The sequence below is a fragment of the Sphingopyxis sp. KK2 genome (assembly GCF_001990265.1).
Lineage (GTDB): Bacteria > Pseudomonadota > Alphaproteobacteria > Sphingomonadales > Sphingomonadaceae > Sphingopyxis.
The window spans coordinates 1-17,575 of sequence record NZ_LYVN01000042.1; the positions used below are offsets into that span (position 1 = coordinate 1).

Sequence of the window (17,575 nt, forward strand, 5' to 3'; positions counted from 1 at the left end):
GCCCGCCGATGCGCCGGTCCAGATCATCGCCAAGCGCGAACAGGGGCGGGTGCGCATCGACGTGCTCGACCAGGGATGCGGGATGACGCGCGAGTTTGTTCGAGACGAACTGTTCAAGCCCTTCGTGTCGACGAAGGAGGCGGGCTTCGGGCTCGGGGCATTCGAGGCCTTGCAGCTGGCGCAGGCGATGGGCGGGGCGATCGACGTGGCGAGCGAGCCGGGCAAGGGGAGCCGCTTCACCTTGTGGCTGCCCGCCGCGGGCGAAAAGGGGGCGGCCGGGAACGGCGACGACTGGATGAAAGTGGCATCATGACAAAAGACGGGGCCGAAGCACCGCAAAAACTGCTCGTGGTCGAGGACGACGCGGGGCTGCAGACGCAGCTCAAATGGGCCTATGACGGCTATGAGGTGCTGATCGCGGGCGATCATGACGCAGCGATCGACCTGTTGCGCGCCGAGGAGCCCGCGGTGGTGACGCTCGACCTGGGGCTGCCGCCCGACCCCGACGGGACGCGCGAGGGGTTTCGGACGCTGAAGGCGATCCTCGAGATGAAGCCCGACACCAAGGTGATCGTCGTGTCGGGGCATGGCGAGCGCGCGAGCGCGCTCAACGCGATCGCGAACGGCGCGTGGGATTTCTATCAGAAGCCGATCGATATCGAGGAACTGGGACTGATCGTGCGCCGCGCCTTTCATGTCCGCGAGCTCGAGGTCGAAAATGCCCGGCTCGCCGAGCAGGGCGCGAGCGACAATCGCGTGCTGGGGGGGATGATCACCGGCGCGCCCGAAATGCAGAAGGTCGCGCGCACGATCGAGCGCGTCGCCAATCTCGACGTGTCGGTGATGCTGCTCGGCGCGAGCGGGACGGGCAAGGAATTGCTCGCGCGCGGGCTGCACGAGGCGAGCGGGCGCCGCGACGGCGCCTTCGTCGCGATCAACTGCGCCGCGATCCCCGAGAATTTGCTCGAGAGCGAATTGTTCGGGCACGAGAAGGGCGCGTTCACCGGGGCGGTCAAGACCACCGAAGGGAAGATCGAGCTGGCGCATGGCGGTACGCTCTTCCTCGACGAGGTCGGCGACATCCCGCTGCCGTTGCAGGTCAAGCTGCTCCGCTTTTTACAGGAACGCACGATCGAGCGGATCGGCGGGCGCAAGCCGATCGCGGTCGACACGCGGATCGTCTGCGCAACGCACCGCGACCTCGACGCGATGATCGCGGCGCAGAGTTTCCGCGACGACCTTTATTACCGGCTCGCCGAGATGGTCGTGAAGATCCCGTCGCTCGCCGAGCGGCCGGGGGACGCGGTGCTGCTGGCGCGGCATTTCCTGCATCAATATGCGCCCGAGATGAATCCCGGGGTGCGCGGCTTTGCGCCCGACGCCCTGCAGGCGATCGACGAGGCGCGCTGGCCGGGCAATGTCCGCGAGCTGGAAAACCGCATCAAGCGTGCGGTGATCATGGCCGATGGCAAGCTGGTGATGAAGGACGACCTCGACATTGCCGGCGGCGACGACGCCGGGAGCGAGGAGAGCTGGCTCAACCTGCGCAGCGCGCGCGAGGCGGCCGACCGCGTCGCGATCCGCCGCGCGATGATGCAGAGCGAGGGCAATATCTCGGCCGCCGCCAAGCTGCTCGGGATCAGCCGGCCGACGCTGTACGATCTGCTCAAGCAATATCGGATGCAGGCGGCCTGAGCTTGCACGGCGTTCGCCTCTGGATCGGCGCGCTGTGCGGCGCGCTGCTGCTGGCGGGGTGCGACGGACCGCGCCCGGAGAGCCCGCGTATGTTGCTCGAGGCGCGGCGCGTGGCGCTCCAGCAATCGCTCGCCGAGGATCCGAGGCAGCTCGCCAAGCAGGTCGAACTGGCGCGTATCCTGTTCAAGCTCGGCGATGGGGTCGGTGCCGAGGCGGCGGTGCAGGCGGCGCTCGGCGCCGGGGGTGACGTGTCGGCGCTGCGCCCGCTGGCGGCGAAGGCTGCGGCGATGCAGGGGGAAGGCGAGCGCGCCTTTCGTATCCTAGACGCCGGGCCGATCGCGCCCGAGATGATCGGCGAGGCGGCGTGGGTCGCAGGCAATGTCCATCTCGATAACGGCGACCTCGCCTCGGCGCGCGACGCCTATGACCGCGCGGTGCAGGACCTGCCGCGCAATTCGGACCTGTGGGTCGATGTTGCGCGCTTTCGCGACGCCAATGCCGACGCGCTCGGCGCGCGCGATGCCATCGATTATGCGATCGAACTAGACAAGGCGAACAGCGCGGCGCTGGCGTATAAGGCGAACCTCGTGCGCACGCAGCGTGGCCTGACCGCCTCGCTCATATGGTATGATGCGGCGCTGGCGGCCGATCCCGACAATGCGGGCGCGCTGATCGACCAGGCGGCGACGCTCGGCGACCTCGGGCGCTACAAGGACATGCTGGTGTCGCTGCGCCATGCCGCGACGCTGACCCCCGCCGATCCGCGCCTCTATTATCTTCAGGGCGTGGTCGCGGCGCGCGCGGGCAATTATCGGCTCGCGCGCAGCCTGCTCCAGCGCACCCGCGGGCGGATGGACGAGGAGCCGGGCTTCATGCTGCTGAGCGCGGTGGTCGAACTCGAGCTCGGCGGCGAGGCGGTGGCGGCGACCTGGGCCGACCGGTTGCTGGAGGAACAGCCGCACAATCTGACCGCGCGGCGCATCCTGGCGGTGTCCGAATGGGCGGGGGGCGATGCCGACGGCGCCGCCGAGGCGCTGGCGCCGATCGTCGCGCGGAGCGATGCCGACAGCTGGAGCTTGCTGCTCGCGGCGCGGGTCGCGGGCGAGCGCGGCGAAACGGCGGCGTCGGCCGAATATCTGGCGCGCGCCGCGGCGCTGTCGCCGGGCGAGGCGGCGCCCTTCGCGACCGACGGGTTCAACCTGTCGGGTGAGGCCGATGCCGCGCCGCTCGACCCCGCCAAGGTGATCCCGGCGATGGAGGCCGAGATGGCAGGCGGCAATGCGGCGCGCGCCTTGCAACGCGCGACGGTGATACGCGACGCCAATCGGGGCGTCGCCGACGCGCATATCTTGCACGGCGATGCGGCGATGGCGGCGGGCGATTACCGGCTGGCGGTACAAAGCTTTCGCGCCGCGCGCGACCTCGATGCGAGCGAAAGGACGACGCTGCGGCTTGCCAACGCGCTGTTTCGCGCGGGCGATATCGCCGGGTCGGGGGCGACCATCCTCGCGCTGCGCGACAGCCAGCCGTCGAGCATCGCTGCCGACCGGCTGGCAGGCGCGCTGGCGATGGACCTTCAGCATTGGGACGATGCGATCACCCATTTCGAGCGCGTGCGGCGGCGGATCGGCAACCGCGACGTCGTGGTGCTGCGCGAACTGTCGAAGGCCTATGCCGCGAAGGGCGACCGCGCAAAGGCGACGGGGATGATCGCGCTCGCCTATCGGCTTCAGCCGCTCAATGGCGAGATCATGCGGCTCTATGCCGAGCTGTTGGCGCAGGGCGGCGACGCGCAGGGCGCGGCGGACTTGCGCGACAAGATGGCGCAGGTGGGGCGGTAGTCGGTCGTCATTGCGAGGAACGCAGCGACGAAGCAATCTCCAGTTACCCGCCTTGCGCGACGCCGATAGCTGGAGATTGCTTCGCTCCGCTCGCAATGACGGCAGAAATCAGGCCTCGGTCAAATCCAGCAGCGTCCGTGCGTCGAGGCCGATGCGGCGCATCTGGTCGGCGACGGGGGGCCAGACATTGGCGAGGAAATCTTCGCGCATCAGCGTGCGCAGGCGCTCGGTCGCGCCGTCCGCGACAAACATGCCGACCCCGCGTTTCACCGTGACCAGCCCCTCGTCCTGAAAGGTCTGATAGGCCTTGGCGACGGTCAGCGGGTTGGCGCCCTCGTCGGCGGCGAGGCTGCGCACCGACGGGAGCATGTCGCCGTCGCTGAAATGGCCGTCGAGGATCGCGTTGGCGATGACATCGCGCAGACGCTGGTACACGGGTTTGGACTGGTCGAGCATGCCGCTTTAATGCCATAAGACAGCAGCACAGTCAAATCACAATATTAGCGATGCGTCACGGTGCTTGAAATTAAATTTCCCATGCGCGGACGACCTCATCATATTCCGGGCGGGGGCGTTCGGAGAGCGGCGCGCCGGCGGTGCCGAGGAAGAAATAGCCGACGACCGAGTCCCCTTCGCTCGCGCCGAAGGCCGCCGCGACGTCGGGGCTATAGGCCGCCCAGCCGGTGAGCCAGCTACCGACGAAACCGTGCGCATGCGCCGCGTGGAGCAGGTTCATGCCGACCGCGCCCGCCGACATCTGTTGCTCCCAGACGGGGATTTTGGCGCCGGGGACGGGGGTCGACAGGAGGACGAGCAGCGTCGGCGCCTGATGCGCGAACTGGTCGAGTGCCGACAGGTCGAGGCCGGCCGCGCCCGGATTCTCTTTCACCCATGCCGTCTTGAGCAGGGTCGCGAAGGCCTCGCGCTGGTCGTCGGCGACGGTGACGATGCGCCAGGGGGCGAGCTTGCCGTGATCGGGGGTGCGCAGCGCGAGCGCGATGATGTCGCGTAATTGCGCGGCATCGGGGCCGGGCGCGACCATGTCGCGGGCCTTGCCCGAGCGGCGGGTGGCGAGGTGCGAGCGGAGCGAGGAGGTGTCGTTGAACATGGCGCCGCATGTGGCCTTTCCGGCGCGCGGTTGCAAGTGTTGCGAACGATTCGCAACAATATCCGGCCCGATTGTGATGGTTTCACGCGCAATTAGATTCTTCCCATACGCAATTTTGACGCTAGTGTTACGACCATCTGTCCCGTTTTCGGGACCAACATCATACCCAGGGAAGGGTCGCCATGACCAAAGCCTATGCCCAGCACGGGGATGCTGCCGGGACGTTTCTCGGCCATCCGAAGGGCCTGTTTGTTCTGTTCTTCGCCGAAATGTGGGAGCGTTTTTCCTATTACGGGATGCGCGCGCTGCTCATGTTTTACCTTACCAAGCACTGGTTGTTTTCGGACGGCAACGCGAGCATCATATACGGTGCCTACACTGCGCTGGTGTACATCACGCCTGTGCTCGGCGGCTACCTGGCCGACAAATGGTTGGGGCAGCGAAAGGCGGTGCTCTACGGCGCCGTATTGCTGACATTCGGCCATCTGCTGATGGGCTTTGAGGGCGATGGCGGGCAGAATGCCGCCGACCTCAACATCTTCTGGCTTGCTCTGGCGTTCATCATTGTCGGGTCGGGCTTCCTGAAGGCCAATATCTCGGTGATCGTCGGTCAGCTCTATCCGCGTACCGACGTGCGCCGCGACGGCGCCTACACGATCTTTTACATGGGGATTAACCTTGGCGCGGCGCTCGGTTCGCTGCTCTGCGGTTATCTGGGCGAAACCTATGGCTGGGCCTATGGTTTCGGCGCGGCTGGCATCGGCATGCTCGCGGGCCTGATCGTTTTTGTCGTATTCAAGCCGCTGCTGCTCGGACGCGGTGAATCCGAAAATCCCGAAGCGCTGGCGGCGCCGGTCTTGGGCGTAAAGCTTGAATGGCTGCTCTATCTGCTCGGTCTTGTCGCGGTAGCCGTTTGCTGGTGGCTGGTTCAGAATCAGGCTGTTGTCGGCACTCTGCTGGGCATTGGTGGCACGATCCTGATCCTGCACGTGCTGGGCGTCGCGACGTTCAAGTTTGTTTACGGAAGCTATGAAGCAGCGCCCAAGGTGCCGCTGTCGTTGTTTGCGTTGGGCGGAGTGCTGTCGATCGTCGCCTTCGTATCGATGTTCATGGAAAGCATGACCGAAGATGCCGCGCGCAATCTTGCGCTCATCGGGTTTGGCGTGTCGCTTGCCGTCGTGATTTGGCAATCGATCGGCCGGGTCAATCACGATCGCGACCGCATTTTTGCGGCGATGTTTCTGATCGTCGGTTCGATCCTGTTCTGGGCCTTGTTCGAACAGGCCGGTTCGTCGCTCAACCTGTTGACCGATCGCCACGTCGATCGCGAAGTGCTTGGCTGGACGATCCCGGCTTCGATGTTCCAGTCGCTGAACGCCATCTATATCGTGCTTCTGGCGCCGCTGTTCGCGTGGTTGTGGACGTCGCTCGGCCGGAAAGGAATCGAGCCGTCGACGCCAGCGAAATTCGGCCTGGCGGTCATTCAACTCGGCGCCGGTTTCCTCGTTCTCGTTGCTGGTGCATCGGGCAATGCAGCGTTGATCCCGCTGATCTTCATCTTCCTGATCTATCTGCTCCACACGACCGGCGAGCTTTGTCTGTCACCCGTCGGGCTGAGCGCGATGAACCGGTTGGCACCGTCGCATATGGCTTCGCTCATCATGGGGACGTGGTTCTTCGCTTCGGCGACCGGCAATTTCGTGGCCGGCCTGATTGCAGCAGCTACCGGTTCGGAAAGCGCGAGCGGAGAAGCCGCAGGCAAGCAGACGGTTCTGGATGTGTACAGCACGATTGGCTGGGTTGCCGTTGGCGTGGGTGTTGCGATCATTGTCATTTCGCCGCTGATCAAGAAGCTGATGCACCTTGAAACGCTGCGCGATGCCGATGACCTTGCGGGCCAAAAGGAACTCGGTGAGCCTGCTGCCGCCGGCGTCCATCCCGAACCCAAGGGAGCATAAAAGATGATCCGGGGCGTGAAAGCCAGCCTTCTGGCCGCGGTGTCGCTGGCGTTCGCGGGTTGCACCGCGAACGGCGGCGAGGTGGAGACGGCGAGCAGCAAGCCCGCCGCCGAAAAGCCGGTGAAGTTCAACAAGGACCCCTATCCGTCGACGTACAAGGGATATCCGACGCGGCTGACCGTCGTGCGGAACGTCACCATCTTCGACGGTGAGGGCGGGCGGATCGACAATGGGTCGATCGTCCTGTCGAGCGGCAAGGTCGATCGTGTCGGCGGTCCCGACATGGAGCTGCCGACCGACGCCGATGTCGTCGACGGCACCGGCAAATATCTCACCCCCGGGATCATCGACATCCACAGCCACCTCGGCGACTATCCGTCGCCGAGCGTCGAGGCGCATTCGGACGGCAACGAAGCGACCTCGCCGACCACGCCCGAAGTCTGGTCCGAGCATAGCGTCTGGCCGCAGGATCCGGGGTTCAGCCGGGCGCTGGCGAACGGCGGGGTTACGTCGCTCCAGATCCTGCCGGGCAGCGCCAACCTGATGGGCGGGCGCTCGATCACGCTCAAGAATGTCCCCTCGCGCACCGTGCAGGGGATGAAATTCCCCGGCGCGCCCTATGGCCTGAAAATGGCGTGCGGCGAGAATCCGAAGCGCGTCTATGGCAGCAAGGGGCGCATGCCCTCGACCCGCATGGGCAATTTCGCGGTCAACCGCGCGACCTGGCAGAAGGCGGCGGCGTATAAGAAGAAGATGGACGACGGAAAGGTCGTCGATCGCGACCTTGCGATGGAAACGCTCGCGGGGGTGCTGTCGGGCGAGATCCTGGTGCACAATCACTGCTACCGCGCCGACGAAATGGCGCTGGTGATCGATATGTCGAAGGAATTCGGCTACAAGGTCTCGACCTTCCACCACGCGGTCGAAAGCTACAAGATTGCCGACATGCTGGCCAAGGAAGGCATCTGCTCGGCGATGTGGGCCGACTGGTGGGGCTTCAAGATGGAAGCCTATGACAGCGTGCCCGAGAATATCCCGCTGGTGTACAAGGCGGGTGCCTGCACGATCGTCCATTCGGACGACGCCAACCAGATCCAGCGGCTGAACCAGGAAGCGGCGAAGGCGCTCGCCTCGGGCCGCCGCATGGGCATGCAGATCAGCGACGAGCAGGCGTGGACCTGGCTGTCGTACAATCCCGCCAAGGCGCTGGGCATCGGCGACAGGACGGGCAGCCTCAAGCCCGGCAAGATGGCCGACGTCGTGCTGTGGAACGGCAATCCGTTCAGCGCCTACACGCGGCCCGAGAAAGTGTGGATCGACGGCGCGATGATGTTCGATGCGATGAATCCGAAGCTGCGGCCGGTGAGCGATTTCGAGCTTGGCCAGCCGGGCGAAGGGGATGTGAAATGATGCGCGCGCTCCTTCTTTCCGCCGCCGCGCTGATCGCGGCCCCCGCCCACGCGCAGGACGTCGCGATCGTCAATGCCAAGCTGGTCATCGGCGACGGCAGCGCGCCGATCGACGGCGGCACCGTCGTCGTGCGCGGCGGCAAGGTCGTCGCCGCGGGCGCGGGCGTGACGGTGCCGGCGGGCATCGATCGCGTCGACGCGGGCGGGCGCTGGGTCACCCCCGGCATCGTCGCGGCGTTCAGCCGCGTCGGGCTGACCGAGGTCGATGCGGTGAACGGCACCAACGACCGGTCGGCGGGCAAGTCGCGCTTTTCGGCGGGGCTCGACATCGCGCCGGCGCTGAACCCGATGGGATCGCCGATCGCGGTCAATCGCGCCAATGGCGTCACCCGTGCGATCGTCGCGCCGGGCGGCAGCGGCGGGCTGTTCGCCGGGCAGGGCGCGGTGGTCGACCTGGCCGACGACAATGACATGGTGACCAAGCCGCGCGCCTTGCAGTTCGTGGCGTTCGGCGAGGACGGATCGGCGACCGCGGGCGGCAGCCGCGCGGCGCTGTTCCTGCTGTTCCGCGAACAATTGCTTGCGGCGCGCAATTATGCGCGCAACCCCGCAACGCTCGCCGAGTGGGGCAGCGACGCGCTGATCCAGCGGGCCGACGCCGATGCGCTGGTGCGCGTGATCGACGGGACGACGCCGCTGTTCGTCCGGGTCGACCGCGCGACCGACATCCTGAACGTGCTCAAGCTCCGGCAGGACTTCCCCGCGATCAAGCTGGTGCTCGTCGGCGTGACCGAGGGCTGGCTCGTCGCGAACGACATCGCCGCGGCGCGGGTGCCGGTGCTCGTCTCGCCGCTGACCGACCTGCCGGGCAATTTCGAGCAATTGGGCGCGACCCAGTCGAACGCCGGACGGCTCGCCGCCGCCGGGGTGCCGGTGTCGGTCGGGGTGTTCGACGACGATGACGCGCACAAGATGGGCTATGCGACGCAATATGCGGGCAATCTCGTCGGGCTGGCGAAGCTGCCGGGTGCGAGCGGGATGAGCTGGGATCAGGCCTTTGCCTCGATCAGCAGCGCCCCCGCGCGTGCCGTCGGCATGGATGCGACGATCGGCTCGCTGCGCGCGGGCCGCGTCGGCGACGTCGTGATCTGGGACAATGATCCGCTCGAACTCGGCAGCCGCCCGGTGTCGGTGTGGATCGACGGCAAGGCGCAGTCGCTCGTCACGCGGCAGGACCGCCTGCGCGAACGCTATCTGACCCCGCAGGAAGGCAATCTGCCCAAGGCATATGACAGGTAAGGCCCGCACCTGAGGACAAGCGGCGGACCGGGGAAGAGGAGAGGGAGAGCTCCATGCAACCGATGACGCTGTTGATCACCACGGGGGCGCTGTTCGTCGGCACCCATTTCGCCCTGTCGCACCCGCTGCGCGCGCCGCTGGCGGGGCGAATGGGCGAAAGGGCGTTCCTGATCGTCTATTCGATCGTCGCGATCGCGACCTTTGTCCTGCTGGTGCAGGCGTGGCGCGGCATGCCGCCCGAACCGCCGCTATGGGCGGTCGGCGACGGGCTGTGGGCGTTTGCCAGCGCGCTCGTGCTGGTGGCGAGCATCCTGTTCATGGGCTCGCTGATCGGCAATCCGGCGATGCCCGCGCCGAATGCGGCGGCAGCGGCGCAGGCCGCGCCGCGCGGGGTGTTCGCGATCACGCGCCACCCGATGATGTGGGGTTTCAGCCTTTGGGCGCTGGCGCATGCGCTGGTCGTGCCGACGCCGGGGCAGATCGTGCTGTCGGCGATCATCGCCTTCCTCGCGCTCGCCGGGTCGGCGGGGCAGGATGTCAAGAAGGCGCGGCTGATGGGCGACGCCTGGCGCCACTGGGCGGCGCGGACGAGCTTTGTGCCCTTTGCCCGGCAGTTGAGCGGGCGGGCGTCGTGGCTGGACGCGATCCCGCGCCCGCACGCATTGTTCGGCGGAATCATACTGTGGCTTGCGGCGACGTGGGCGCATGGCGCGCTCGGCTATATGGTTGCAGGGCTGTGGCGCTGGGTCGGATGAACGGCGAAGCGCATCTTGCCGACCTGTCGCTGCGGCTGCTTGGCAAGCATATCGACCAGCTTGATCCCGAGGAGGAACGTGTGGTGCGCGCGATCGCCGAGCGTGCGCCGACGAGCCGCGATGCCGCCGACATCGACGATGCGCAGGCGAGCGTCGGCGACCGGCTCGCCGACCGGGTTGCGGCGGTTGGCGGGTCGTGGGGCTTCATCATCGTCTTCACGCTGGTGCTGCTGGCGTGGATGCTGCTCAATTCGGAGGTGCTCGAGCGTTTCGGGCTCGCCTTCGACCCCTATCCGTTCATTTTCCTGAACCTGATGCTGTCGACGCTGGCGGCGGTGCAGGCGCCGATCATCATGATGAGTCAGAACCGCGCTGCCGCGAAGGACCGGCTGGCGGCGAGCCTCGATTATGAGATCAACCTGCGCGCCGAGCTGGAGATCATGCGGCTGCACCACAAGATCGATGTGCTGACCGAGAAGGTAGAGGGGATCGCGGCCCGCGATTGAAATTCGTGATTGCGAGCGAAGCGAAGCAATCCAGAGCGGTTGCCGCACGCTCTGGATTGCCGCGTCGCTTCGCTCCTCGCAATGACGAGATGTTACAGCCGCACCATCCGCATGCCCATTTCGCCATAACGCGGCCCGCTGGTGCCGCCCATCGGCGCGGCGGCTTCGATCGCGGCGAGGTCGTCGGCGTCGAGCGTCACCTCGGCGGCGGCGACGCTGTCCTCCATCGTCGCGCGGCGCTTGGTGCCCGGGATGGGGACGATGTCGTCGCCCTGCGCGAGCAGCCAGGCGAGCGCGACCTGCGCCTTCGAGGCGCCATGCTTGTCGGCGACCGCGCCGATCGCATCGACGATCGCGAGGTTGGCGGGGAAATTCTCTTCGGAATAGCGCGGGTCGTTGCGGCGCCAGTCGTTGGCGGGAAGCTCGTCGCGGCTGCGCACTGCGCCCGCGAGGAAGCCGCGGCCGAGCGGCGAATAGGGCACGAAGCCGATACCGTTCTCGCGGCAGGCGGACAGGATTTCCTCCTCCACATCGCGTTCCCAGATCGAATATTCGCTCTGCAGCGCGGTGATCGGCGCGGCCTTCGCGGCGCGGCGGATCGTTTCGGGGCCGGCTTCGGACAGCGCGATGTGGCGGACCTTGCCCTCGGCGACGAGTTCCATCATCCCGCCGACGACCTCCTCGATCGGGATCGCGGGGTCGACGCGGTGCTGGTAGAAAAGGTCGATCGTGTCGATGCCGAGCCGCTGGAGCGAGCCTTCGCAGGATTTGCGGGCATTGGCGGGCGAGCCATCGACGCCGACGATCTGCTGGCCGTCGAACTTGAAGCCGAATTTGGTCGCGATGACGAGGCCGTCGCGCTTGCCCTTGATCGCCTCGCCGAGCAGTTCCTCGTTGCTGAACGGGCCATAGATTTGCGCGGTGTCGAAGAAGGTGACGCCGAGGTCGATCGCGCGGTGGATCGTTCGCGTCGATTCGTCGAGGTCGGCGGCTTCGCCATAGAGGATGTTGCCGCCCTTGATCATCGGCATGCAGCCGATGCCGATGGCGGAGACTTCGAGGCCGTGGCCGAGCTTGCGATATTTCATGGCGTCTCTCCTGCTATCTTTTCGTCGCCGACGCCGTCGGCGGCATATTTGGTGGCGGCGACATCGCCGATAACATTGCCGAGTGTCCGGAAGATGTCGGGGAAGGTCTCGACCGCGACGAGCAGCCCGAGCGGTGCGACCGGCACCCCCATCGACACCGCGATCGGGGCGATCGAGGTCACGAAGCTGATCGATCCCGGCAGGCTGACCGATGACAGCGCTGCGGCCATCGCGACGCCGAGGCCGACCGCCATTTCCCATGGCGTCAGTTCGATGCCGAACAGCCAGGCGACATAGATGACGACCGCGAGGTTCATCGCCGGGCTGGTGAAGCGGAAGAGCGCGACCGCGAGCGGCAGCACGACGTCGGCCTTCTTGGGATCGACGCCGAGTTCGGCCGACGATTTGAGCATCGCGGGCAGGCTGGCGAGCGAGCTTTGGGTGCTGATCGCGACCGCGAGTGTCGGCACCATCGCGCGGACGAAGCGCGGCAGCGAGATGCCGACGACGAGCCAGGCAAGCAGCAGCCCGAGGATGATGCAGCTGACGCCGATCCCCATCAGGATCAGCACATAATGGATCAGCCCGCCGAAGGCCGCGACCCCCGCCTTGACCGCGAGCGCATAGCCGAGCGCAAAGACGCCGATCGGCGCGAGCGCGAGCACCCAGCCGATGACGATCAGCATCGCATCGCCGAGCGCCTTGAACAGCCCCGACAATGTCGAGCGCTGCGGCGCGTCGAGCTTGGTGATCGCGAAGGCGAAGATCGTCGTGAAGACGATCAGCGGCAGGATCGCCGTTTCGGCCGCAGCGGCGATGGGGTTGGTCGGGATCAGCGAGAGCAGGAAATCGCCGAAGGTCGGCGACGGCCCTGCCTCGGTCGTCCCGCCGAGCCCGTGGCGCAGCGCCTCGGCGGCGCTCGTGGAAAGCGGGAAGAGACGCAGCAACAGCGGGGTCATCAGGATCGACATCAGCCCCGAGAGGAAGATGGCGGCGAGGAAGGTGACGACCGAGCGCGCCGCGAGCCGGCCCGCGCGCGCCGCGTCGGCGGTCGCGGTGATCCCGGTGATCAGAAGCGCGACGACGAGCGGGACGATCGTCATCTTGAGCGCGTTGAGCCACAGCAGCCCGATCGGCTCGACATAGGGCAGCGATACGGTGGCGGCGTCCATCGAGACGCTTTCGATCGCGATTCCGAGCAACATGCCCGCAATCAGCGAACCGAGGATGATCCATGCCGATTTCAAGTTCAAATTCCCCCTGGGAGCGCCGCTCAGCTTGCCAACAAAAAACGGGTGACCTACTGCCGTCCCAGGATTGCCGGGGTGGGCTTCACCCGGCTTATTTGGCAGAGGTTGCATGCGCAAGTTTTTCGGCACCGACGGCATCCGCGGACTGACCAACCAGATCCCGATGACGGTCGAGGTCGCGATGCGCGTCGGCATGGCGGCGGGCGCGCATTTCCTTCGCGGGCAGCACAAGCACCGGGTGGTGATCGGCAAGGACACGCGGCTTTCTGGCTATATGCTCGAAAACGCGCTGGTCGCGGGGTTCACCAGCGTCGGCATGGACGTGGTGCAGGTCGGCCCGATGCCGACCCCGGCGATCGCGATGCTGACGCGCTCGATGCGCGCCGACCTGGGCGTGATGTTGTCGGCGAGCCACAATCCGTTCCATGACAATGGCATCAAGCTGTTCGGTCCCGACGGCTACAAGCTGTCCGACGCCGACGAGGCGCAGATCGAACTGCTGCTCGCGAGCGAGCCGAAGCTTGCCGAACCCGCGCAGATCGGCCGCGCCAAGCGCATCGACGACGCGCGCGGACGCTATATCCATGCGGTGAAACAGAGCCTGCCCGAATCGGTGCGGCTTGACGGGCTGAAGATCGTGCTCGATTGCGCCAATGGCGCCGCATACAACAGCGCGCCGACGGTGTTCTGGGAACTGGGCGCCGATGTCGTCGCGATCGGGGTCACCCCGAACGGGATCAACATCAACGACAAATGCGGCTCGACCGCGCCGGGATTGTTGCAGGAGACGGTGGTCGCGAGCGGCGCCGACATCGGCATCGCGCTCGATGGCGACGCCGACCGGCTGATCGTCGTCGACGAGAAAGGCGCGATCGTCGATGGCGACCAGATCATGGCGCTGATCGGCGCGAGCTGGGCGCGGCAGGGGCGGCTGAAGGGCGGCGGCGTCGTCGCGACGGTGATGTCGAACCTCGGGCTCGAACGTTTCCTCGAGGGGCAGGGGCTGACGCTCGAACGCACCAAGGTCGGCGACCGCTATGTCCTCGAACGCATGAAGACGGGCGGTTTCAACGTCGGCGGCGAGCAGTCGGGGCATATGATATTGTCGGACCATGCGACGACCGGCGACGGCACGCTGGCGGGGCTGCAGGTGCTCGCCGAACTGGTCGCGTCGGGCAAGCCGGCGAGCGAATTGCTCCACCAGTTCGACCCGGTTCCGCAGCTTTTGAAGAATGTCCGCTTCGCGGGCGGTGCGCCGCTCGAGGATGCGCAGGTCCAAGCGGCGATCGCCGAGGGCGAGGCCGCACTCGCGGGGCGCGGGCGCCTCGTCATCCGCGCGTCGGGCACCGAACCGCTGATCCGCGTCATGGCCGAAGGCGATGACGCAGCGCGGGTCGAGCAGGTCGTCGACATGATCTGCGATGCCGTTCGCGTCGCGGCCGCCAACTGAATTTTTGTCTCATCGCGTTCGTCCCTGGGCGTGACCCGGGGTTGTCGAAGCCCCCTTCTTTTCTCTAAAGGCGGGGAAGGACAAACGGCCCTTCGACAAGCTCGGGGCGAACCGGTTTAAGGAATTTTCTATGCTCGAAATGCGTCCCGATTGCGAAAAATGCGGCCGCGACCTGCCCGCGAACATGCACGGCGCCTTCATCTGTTCGATGGAATGCACCTTTTGCGCGAATTGCGCCGACCGGATGGACGAACAATGCCCCAATTGCGGTGGCGATCTGCTCGACCGCCCGCTGCGCGAAGGCGCGATCCTCGCGAAATATCCGGGCTCGACGGTGCGAAAGCATAAGGCTTGACCGCACGCGTCCTGATCATCGCCGGCTCCGATAGCGGGGGCGGCGCGGGGATTCAGGCCGACATCAAGACGGTCACGATGCTCGGCGGCCATGCGATGACCGCGATCACCGCAATCACCGCGCAGAATACGCTGGGGGTCGAGGATATCCATGCGATCCCGGCCGATATGGTGGTGCAGCAGATGCGCGTCGTCGCCGAGGATATCGGGGTCGATGCGGTCAAGATCGGGATGCTCGGCGGCGCCGACAATGCGATGGCGGTCGCCGAGGAGATGATCTCGGGCGTCTATGGCGAAGCCTTCGTCTTCGATCCCGTGATGATCGCGACGAGCGGCGCGCGGCTTGCCGATCCGAAGACGATCGATGCGATGGAATTGCTCGCCAATCTGAGCACGGTCGTGACCCCGAACCTGCCCGAACTCGCCGCGCTGTGCGGCCGGGTGAACCTCGCCGACGACGCGATCGAGGGCGAGGCGGTCGCCTATGCGCAAAAGGTCAATGCGGCGGTGCTGGTCAAGGGCGGGCATGGCGCAGGCGAGACGATCACCGACCGGCTGGTCACCGAACATGGCACGATCGCGCTGTGGGAGGCGCCGCGGATCGACACGCGCAGCACCCATGGCACCGGCTGCACGCTGGCGAGCGCGATCGCGACCGGGCTGGCGCAGGGCATGCCGCTCGAACCCGCGGTGGCGCGGGCGCGCGATTTCGTGCGGCTGTCGCTGCTCGACGCGCCGGGGCTGGGGCAGGGACACGGCCCGATGGGTCAGCAGGCGGTGCGCAACGACGGGCTGTTCACCGGTCCGGCGCTGAACCAGATCACCTTGCCGGCGCAGGATTATGCGGTGTCGGTCGGCTTCTACAAGCAGATGGGGCTGACGCAGATCGTCGACAGCCCGGATAATGGTTATGCGCGGTTCGAGGCGATCAACGGCGTGACCTTGTCGATCCATGTCGGCGACGGCGCTGCGGGCGGGGCGACGATCTATCTGGAAAGCGGGGCGCTCGACGCCTGGGTCGCCTATCTCGCGCGGCGCGGGGTGCGTTTCGACCAGATGCCCGCCGACGAGGAATGGGGCTGGCGCGAGGCGCGGCTGACCGACCCCGCGGGCAACCGGCTGTGCCTGTATCAGGCGGGCGAATATCGCCGCTATCCGCCCTGGCGCATATGATCGTAGGGGTCGATGAGGCCGGGCGCGGGCCGCTCGCGGGACCGGTCGTCGCGGCGGCGGTGCTGCTCTGCGAGGGCGGGATCGCGGGGCTCGATGACAGCAAGAAGCTGACCGCGAAACGCCGCGCCGCGCTCGAGATCGAGATCAAGGCGCGCTGCCGCTGGGGCGTCGGCGAAGCGAGCGTCGCCGAGATTGACGGCATCAACATATTGCAGGCGACCTTCCTCGCGATGACGCGCGCGGTCGAGGCGCTGGGGATCGAGCCATCGGAAATATTGGTCGACGGCAACCGGCTTCCCCGCTGGCGCTATACCGCGCGCGCGATCATCGGCGGCGACGCGTCGCACGCGTGCATTTCGGCGGCGTCGATCCTCGCCAAGGAACATCGCGACCGCTTCATGGTCGCGGCGGCGCGCGACTTTCCGGGCTTTGGCTGGGAAACCAACATGGGCTATGGTACCGCCCAGCATCTCGCGGCGCTGCGTCAGCAGGGTCCCACGCCGCTCCATCGGACCAGCTTTGCACCGGTCGCGCAAAGGCTGCTGGTCTGACCGATATCCTTTAGAGGGAGACGGCGATGAGCAAGGGTTTCACGGCCGACGATGTCGGCGCGCAGACGGGCCGACGCTTCCTCGTCACCGGGGCCAATGCCGGATTGGGGTTCGAGACCGCGCGCGTGCTCGCGGCGCGCGGGGGCCATGTCGTGCTGGCGTGCCGCGATGCGGGCAAGGCCGAGGCGGCGATGCACCGCATTCGCGCCGATGTGCCCGCCGCCGAGCTGTCGTTCCAGCCGCTCGACCTCGCCGACCTCGATCAGGTGAAGGAGGCCGCGAAGGCGGTACTGGCGGGACCGCGGATCGACGTTCTGATCAACAATGCCGGGGTGATGATCCCGCCCAAGACGCTGACCGAACAGGGCTATGAGCTGCAATTCGGGGTCAACCACCTCGGCACCTTTGCCTTTACCGGGCTGATCCATCGCCATGTCGACGACCGCATCGTCATCACGTCGAGCATCGCGCATAAGGATGGGTCGATCGATTTCAGCGACCTGTCGGCGAGCCGCAGCTATCATAAATGGCCGCGTTATCAGGCAAGCAAACTCGCGAATTTGCTCCATATGTTCGAACTCGACCGGCGGCTGGGCGCGGCGGGGCGCTCGACGCAGGCGATCGGTTGCCACCCGGGGGTCGCGCTTACCGAACTGACGCGGCATTTGCCGTTCCCCTTGCGCACGATGACCCCGCTTGCGGCGCCCTTTTTCAACAGCGCGGCGCAGGGCGCCTGGCCCACGCTGCAGGCGGCGACCGGCGCGCATGTGCAGGGCGGCGACTATCTGGGGCCGCAGGGGCTGGGCGAGATATCGGGACGCTCGGGTCCGGCGCGCGCAACGCGCATCGCGCGCGATCCGAAGCTGGCGCGCGAGCTGTGGGCGCGATCGATCGACCTGACGGGGGTCGATCCGGGTCTTTGATCCGTCACAGAAGAATTTTTTCGTGACTGAGTCCTCTTCGCCACACCACCAGTGGTTGAGTCTGCGATTCGGCGCAGACTCCATATGCTGTGTGGGACTCGTTTCGTTCCCGTCCCGTTAACTATTATTACACCCGGAATCCCTAGGATTCCGGGCTTGACGGCGGACTCCGCCGGACTCATCAGGGCCTTCTTTTCATGCGGGACAGGGGCGAA

17 protein-coding genes are annotated in these 17,575 nt (G+C 66.5%); 13 read left to right on the forward strand and 4 right to left on the reverse strand.

What is annotated here, in order from left to right:
* From B1A78_RS09175 to B1A78_RS09185, 3 genes are all read left to right on the forward strand, one after another.
* A partial coding sequence (locus B1A78_RS09175) for an ATP-binding protein (RefSeq protein WP_256837540.1) occupies positions 1–313 on the forward strand: 313 nt, incomplete at its 5' end.
* A complete protein-coding gene (gene prsR / locus B1A78_RS09180; RefSeq protein WP_077146667.1) occupies positions 310–1,695 on the forward strand; it encodes a PEP-CTERM-box response regulator transcription factor in 1,386 nt (461 codons plus the stop codon). The genes B1A78_RS09175 and prsR, both read left to right, overlap by 4 nt.
* 2 nt (positions 1,696–1,697) lie before the next feature.
* Positions 1,698–3,536 (forward strand): tetratricopeptide repeat protein, encoded by a 1,839-nt coding sequence (locus B1A78_RS09185; RefSeq protein ID WP_077146668.1) that lies wholly within the window; start codon positions 1,698–1,700, stop codon positions 3,534–3,536.
* A gap of 108 nt (positions 3,537–3,644) precedes the next feature.
* On the opposite strand, the gene B1A78_RS09190 is transcribed toward B1A78_RS09185, so the two are convergent.
* Together B1A78_RS09190 and B1A78_RS09195 are read right to left on the reverse strand one after the other, a co-directional pair.
* Positions 3,645–3,992 (reverse strand): GntR family transcriptional regulator, encoded by a 348-nt coding sequence (locus B1A78_RS09190; protein ID WP_077146669.1) that lies wholly within the window; start codon positions 3,990–3,992, stop codon positions 3,645–3,647.
* 70 nt (positions 3,993–4,062) lie between these two features.
* Positions 4,063–4,644, reverse strand: coding sequence for a nitroreductase (locus tag B1A78_RS09195; protein ID WP_077146670.1), 582 nt, complete (start codon positions 4,642–4,644; stop codon positions 4,063–4,065).
* A gap of 182 nt (positions 4,645–4,826) precedes the next feature.
* Between B1A78_RS09195 and B1A78_RS09200 the strand changes: the two genes are divergently transcribed.
* Genes B1A78_RS09200 through B1A78_RS09220 form a run of 5 tightly spaced genes read left to right on the forward strand, consistent with a single transcriptional unit; the run spans position 4,827 to position 10,571 of the window.
* Complete coding sequence (locus B1A78_RS09200; RefSeq protein WP_077146671.1) at positions 4,827–6,602, forward strand: peptide MFS transporter; 1,776 nt, start codon at positions 4,827–4,829, stop codon at positions 6,600–6,602.
* Between the two features lie 3 nt (positions 6,603–6,605).
* Positions 6,606–8,012: an amidohydrolase gene (locus tag B1A78_RS09205; RefSeq protein WP_083733997.1), complete on the forward strand. Its 1,407-nt coding sequence runs from the start codon at positions 6,606–6,608 to the stop codon at positions 8,010–8,012.
* Positions 8,009–9,310, forward strand: coding sequence for an amidohydrolase family protein (locus B1A78_RS09210; protein ID WP_179102017.1), 1,302 nt, complete (start codon positions 8,009–8,011; stop codon positions 9,308–9,310). The genes B1A78_RS09205 and B1A78_RS09210 overlap by 4 nt, the downstream gene beginning before the upstream one ends.
* A 53-nt stretch (positions 9,311–9,363) precedes the next feature.
* The gene (locus B1A78_RS09215) at positions 9,364–10,065 is read left to right on the forward strand and encodes an NnrU family protein (protein ID WP_077146672.1); all 702 of its coding nucleotides are present in this window, start codon (positions 9,364–9,366) and stop codon (positions 10,063–10,065) included.
* Entirely contained in the window at positions 10,062–10,571 is a 510-nt protein-coding gene (locus B1A78_RS09220; RefSeq protein WP_077146673.1) for a DUF1003 domain-containing protein, read from the forward strand. The genes B1A78_RS09215 and B1A78_RS09220 overlap by 4 nt, the downstream gene beginning before the upstream one ends.
* A gap of 92 nt (positions 10,572–10,663) precedes the next feature.
* Here B1A78_RS09220 and B1A78_RS09225 read toward each other — a convergent pair whose 3' ends face one another.
* Entirely contained in the window at positions 10,664–11,659 is a 996-nt protein-coding gene (locus tag B1A78_RS09225) for an aldo/keto reductase (protein ID WP_077146674.1), read from the reverse strand.
* On the reverse strand, positions 11,656–12,912 hold the full coding sequence (locus B1A78_RS09230; protein WP_306171650.1) for a dicarboxylate/amino acid:cation symporter: 1,257 nt from the start codon (positions 12,910–12,912) through the stop codon (positions 11,656–11,658). The genes B1A78_RS09225 and B1A78_RS09230 overlap by 4 nt, the downstream gene beginning before the upstream one ends.
* Before the next feature lie 106 nt (positions 12,913–13,018).
* Here B1A78_RS09230 and glmM point away from each other — a divergent pair, with 106 nt between their 5' ends.
* From glmM to B1A78_RS09255, 5 genes are all read left to right on the forward strand, one after another.
* Positions 13,019–14,359, forward strand: a complete 1,341-nt coding sequence (gene glmM / locus B1A78_RS09235) for a phosphoglucosamine mutase (RefSeq protein WP_077146676.1) — start codon at positions 13,019–13,021, stop codon at positions 14,357–14,359.
* Positions 14,360–14,489: 130 nt separating this feature from the next.
* Positions 14,490–14,714, forward strand: a complete 225-nt coding sequence (locus B1A78_RS09240) for a DUF1272 domain-containing protein (RefSeq protein WP_077146677.1) — start codon at positions 14,490–14,492, stop codon at positions 14,712–14,714.
* Positions 14,711–15,886 carry a bifunctional hydroxymethylpyrimidine kinase/phosphomethylpyrimidine kinase gene (gene thiD, locus B1A78_RS09245; RefSeq protein ID WP_077146678.1) on the forward strand — a complete coding sequence of 392 codons (1,176 nt, stop codon included), beginning with the start codon at positions 14,711–14,713 and terminating at the stop codon, positions 15,884–15,886. Before B1A78_RS09240 ends, thiD begins: the two co-directional genes overlap by 4 nt.
* Positions 15,883–16,437 carry a ribonuclease HII gene (locus B1A78_RS09250; protein WP_077146679.1) on the forward strand — a complete coding sequence of 185 codons (555 nt, stop codon included), beginning with the start codon at positions 15,883–15,885 and terminating at the stop codon, positions 16,435–16,437. The genes thiD and B1A78_RS09250 overlap by 4 nt, the downstream gene beginning before the upstream one ends.
* A 26-nt stretch (positions 16,438–16,463) precedes the next feature.
* Entirely contained in the window at positions 16,464–17,360 is an 897-nt protein-coding gene (locus B1A78_RS09255; protein WP_077146680.1) for an oxidoreductase, read from the forward strand.
* Positions 17,361–17,575 lie beyond the last annotated feature (215 nt).

Coding starts and splice junctions, on each gene's coding strand:
- prsR (WP_077146667.1), top strand. CDS start 310: ATGACAAAAGACGGGGCCGAAGCACCGCAAAAACTGCTCGTGGTCGAG.
- B1A78_RS09190 (WP_077146669.1), bottom strand. CDS start 3,992: ATGCTCGACCAGTCCAAACCCGTGTACCAGCGTCTGCGCGATGTCATC.
- B1A78_RS09195 (WP_077146670.1), bottom strand. CDS start 4,644: ATGTTCAACGACACCTCCTCGCTCCGCTCGCACCTCGCCACCCGCCGC.
- B1A78_RS09200 (WP_077146671.1), top strand. CDS start 4,827: ATGACCAAAGCCTATGCCCAGCACGGGGATGCTGCCGGGACGTTTCTC.
- B1A78_RS09205 (WP_083733997.1), top strand. CDS start 6,606: ATGATCCGGGGCGTGAAAGCCAGCCTTCTGGCCGCGGTGTCGCTGGCG.
- B1A78_RS09210 (WP_179102017.1), top strand. CDS start 8,009: ATGATGCGCGCGCTCCTTCTTTCCGCCGCCGCGCTGATCGCGGCCCCC.
- B1A78_RS09215 (WP_077146672.1), top strand. CDS start 9,364: ATGCAACCGATGACGCTGTTGATCACCACGGGGGCGCTGTTCGTCGGC.
- B1A78_RS09220 (WP_077146673.1), top strand. CDS start 10,062: ATGAACGGCGAAGCGCATCTTGCCGACCTGTCGCTGCGGCTGCTTGGC.
- B1A78_RS09225 (WP_077146674.1), bottom strand. CDS start 11,659: ATGAAATATCGCAAGCTCGGCCACGGCCTCGAAGTCTCCGCCATCGGC.
- glmM (WP_077146676.1), top strand. CDS start 13,019: ATGCGCAAGTTTTTCGGCACCGACGGCATCCGCGGACTGACCAACCAG.
- B1A78_RS09240 (WP_077146677.1), top strand. CDS start 14,490: ATGCTCGAAATGCGTCCCGATTGCGAAAAATGCGGCCGCGACCTGCCC.
- B1A78_RS09250 (WP_077146679.1), top strand. CDS start 15,883: ATGATCGTAGGGGTCGATGAGGCCGGGCGCGGGCCGCTCGCGGGACCG.
- B1A78_RS09255 (WP_077146680.1), top strand. CDS start 16,464: ATGAGCAAGGGTTTCACGGCCGACGATGTCGGCGCGCAGACGGGCCGA.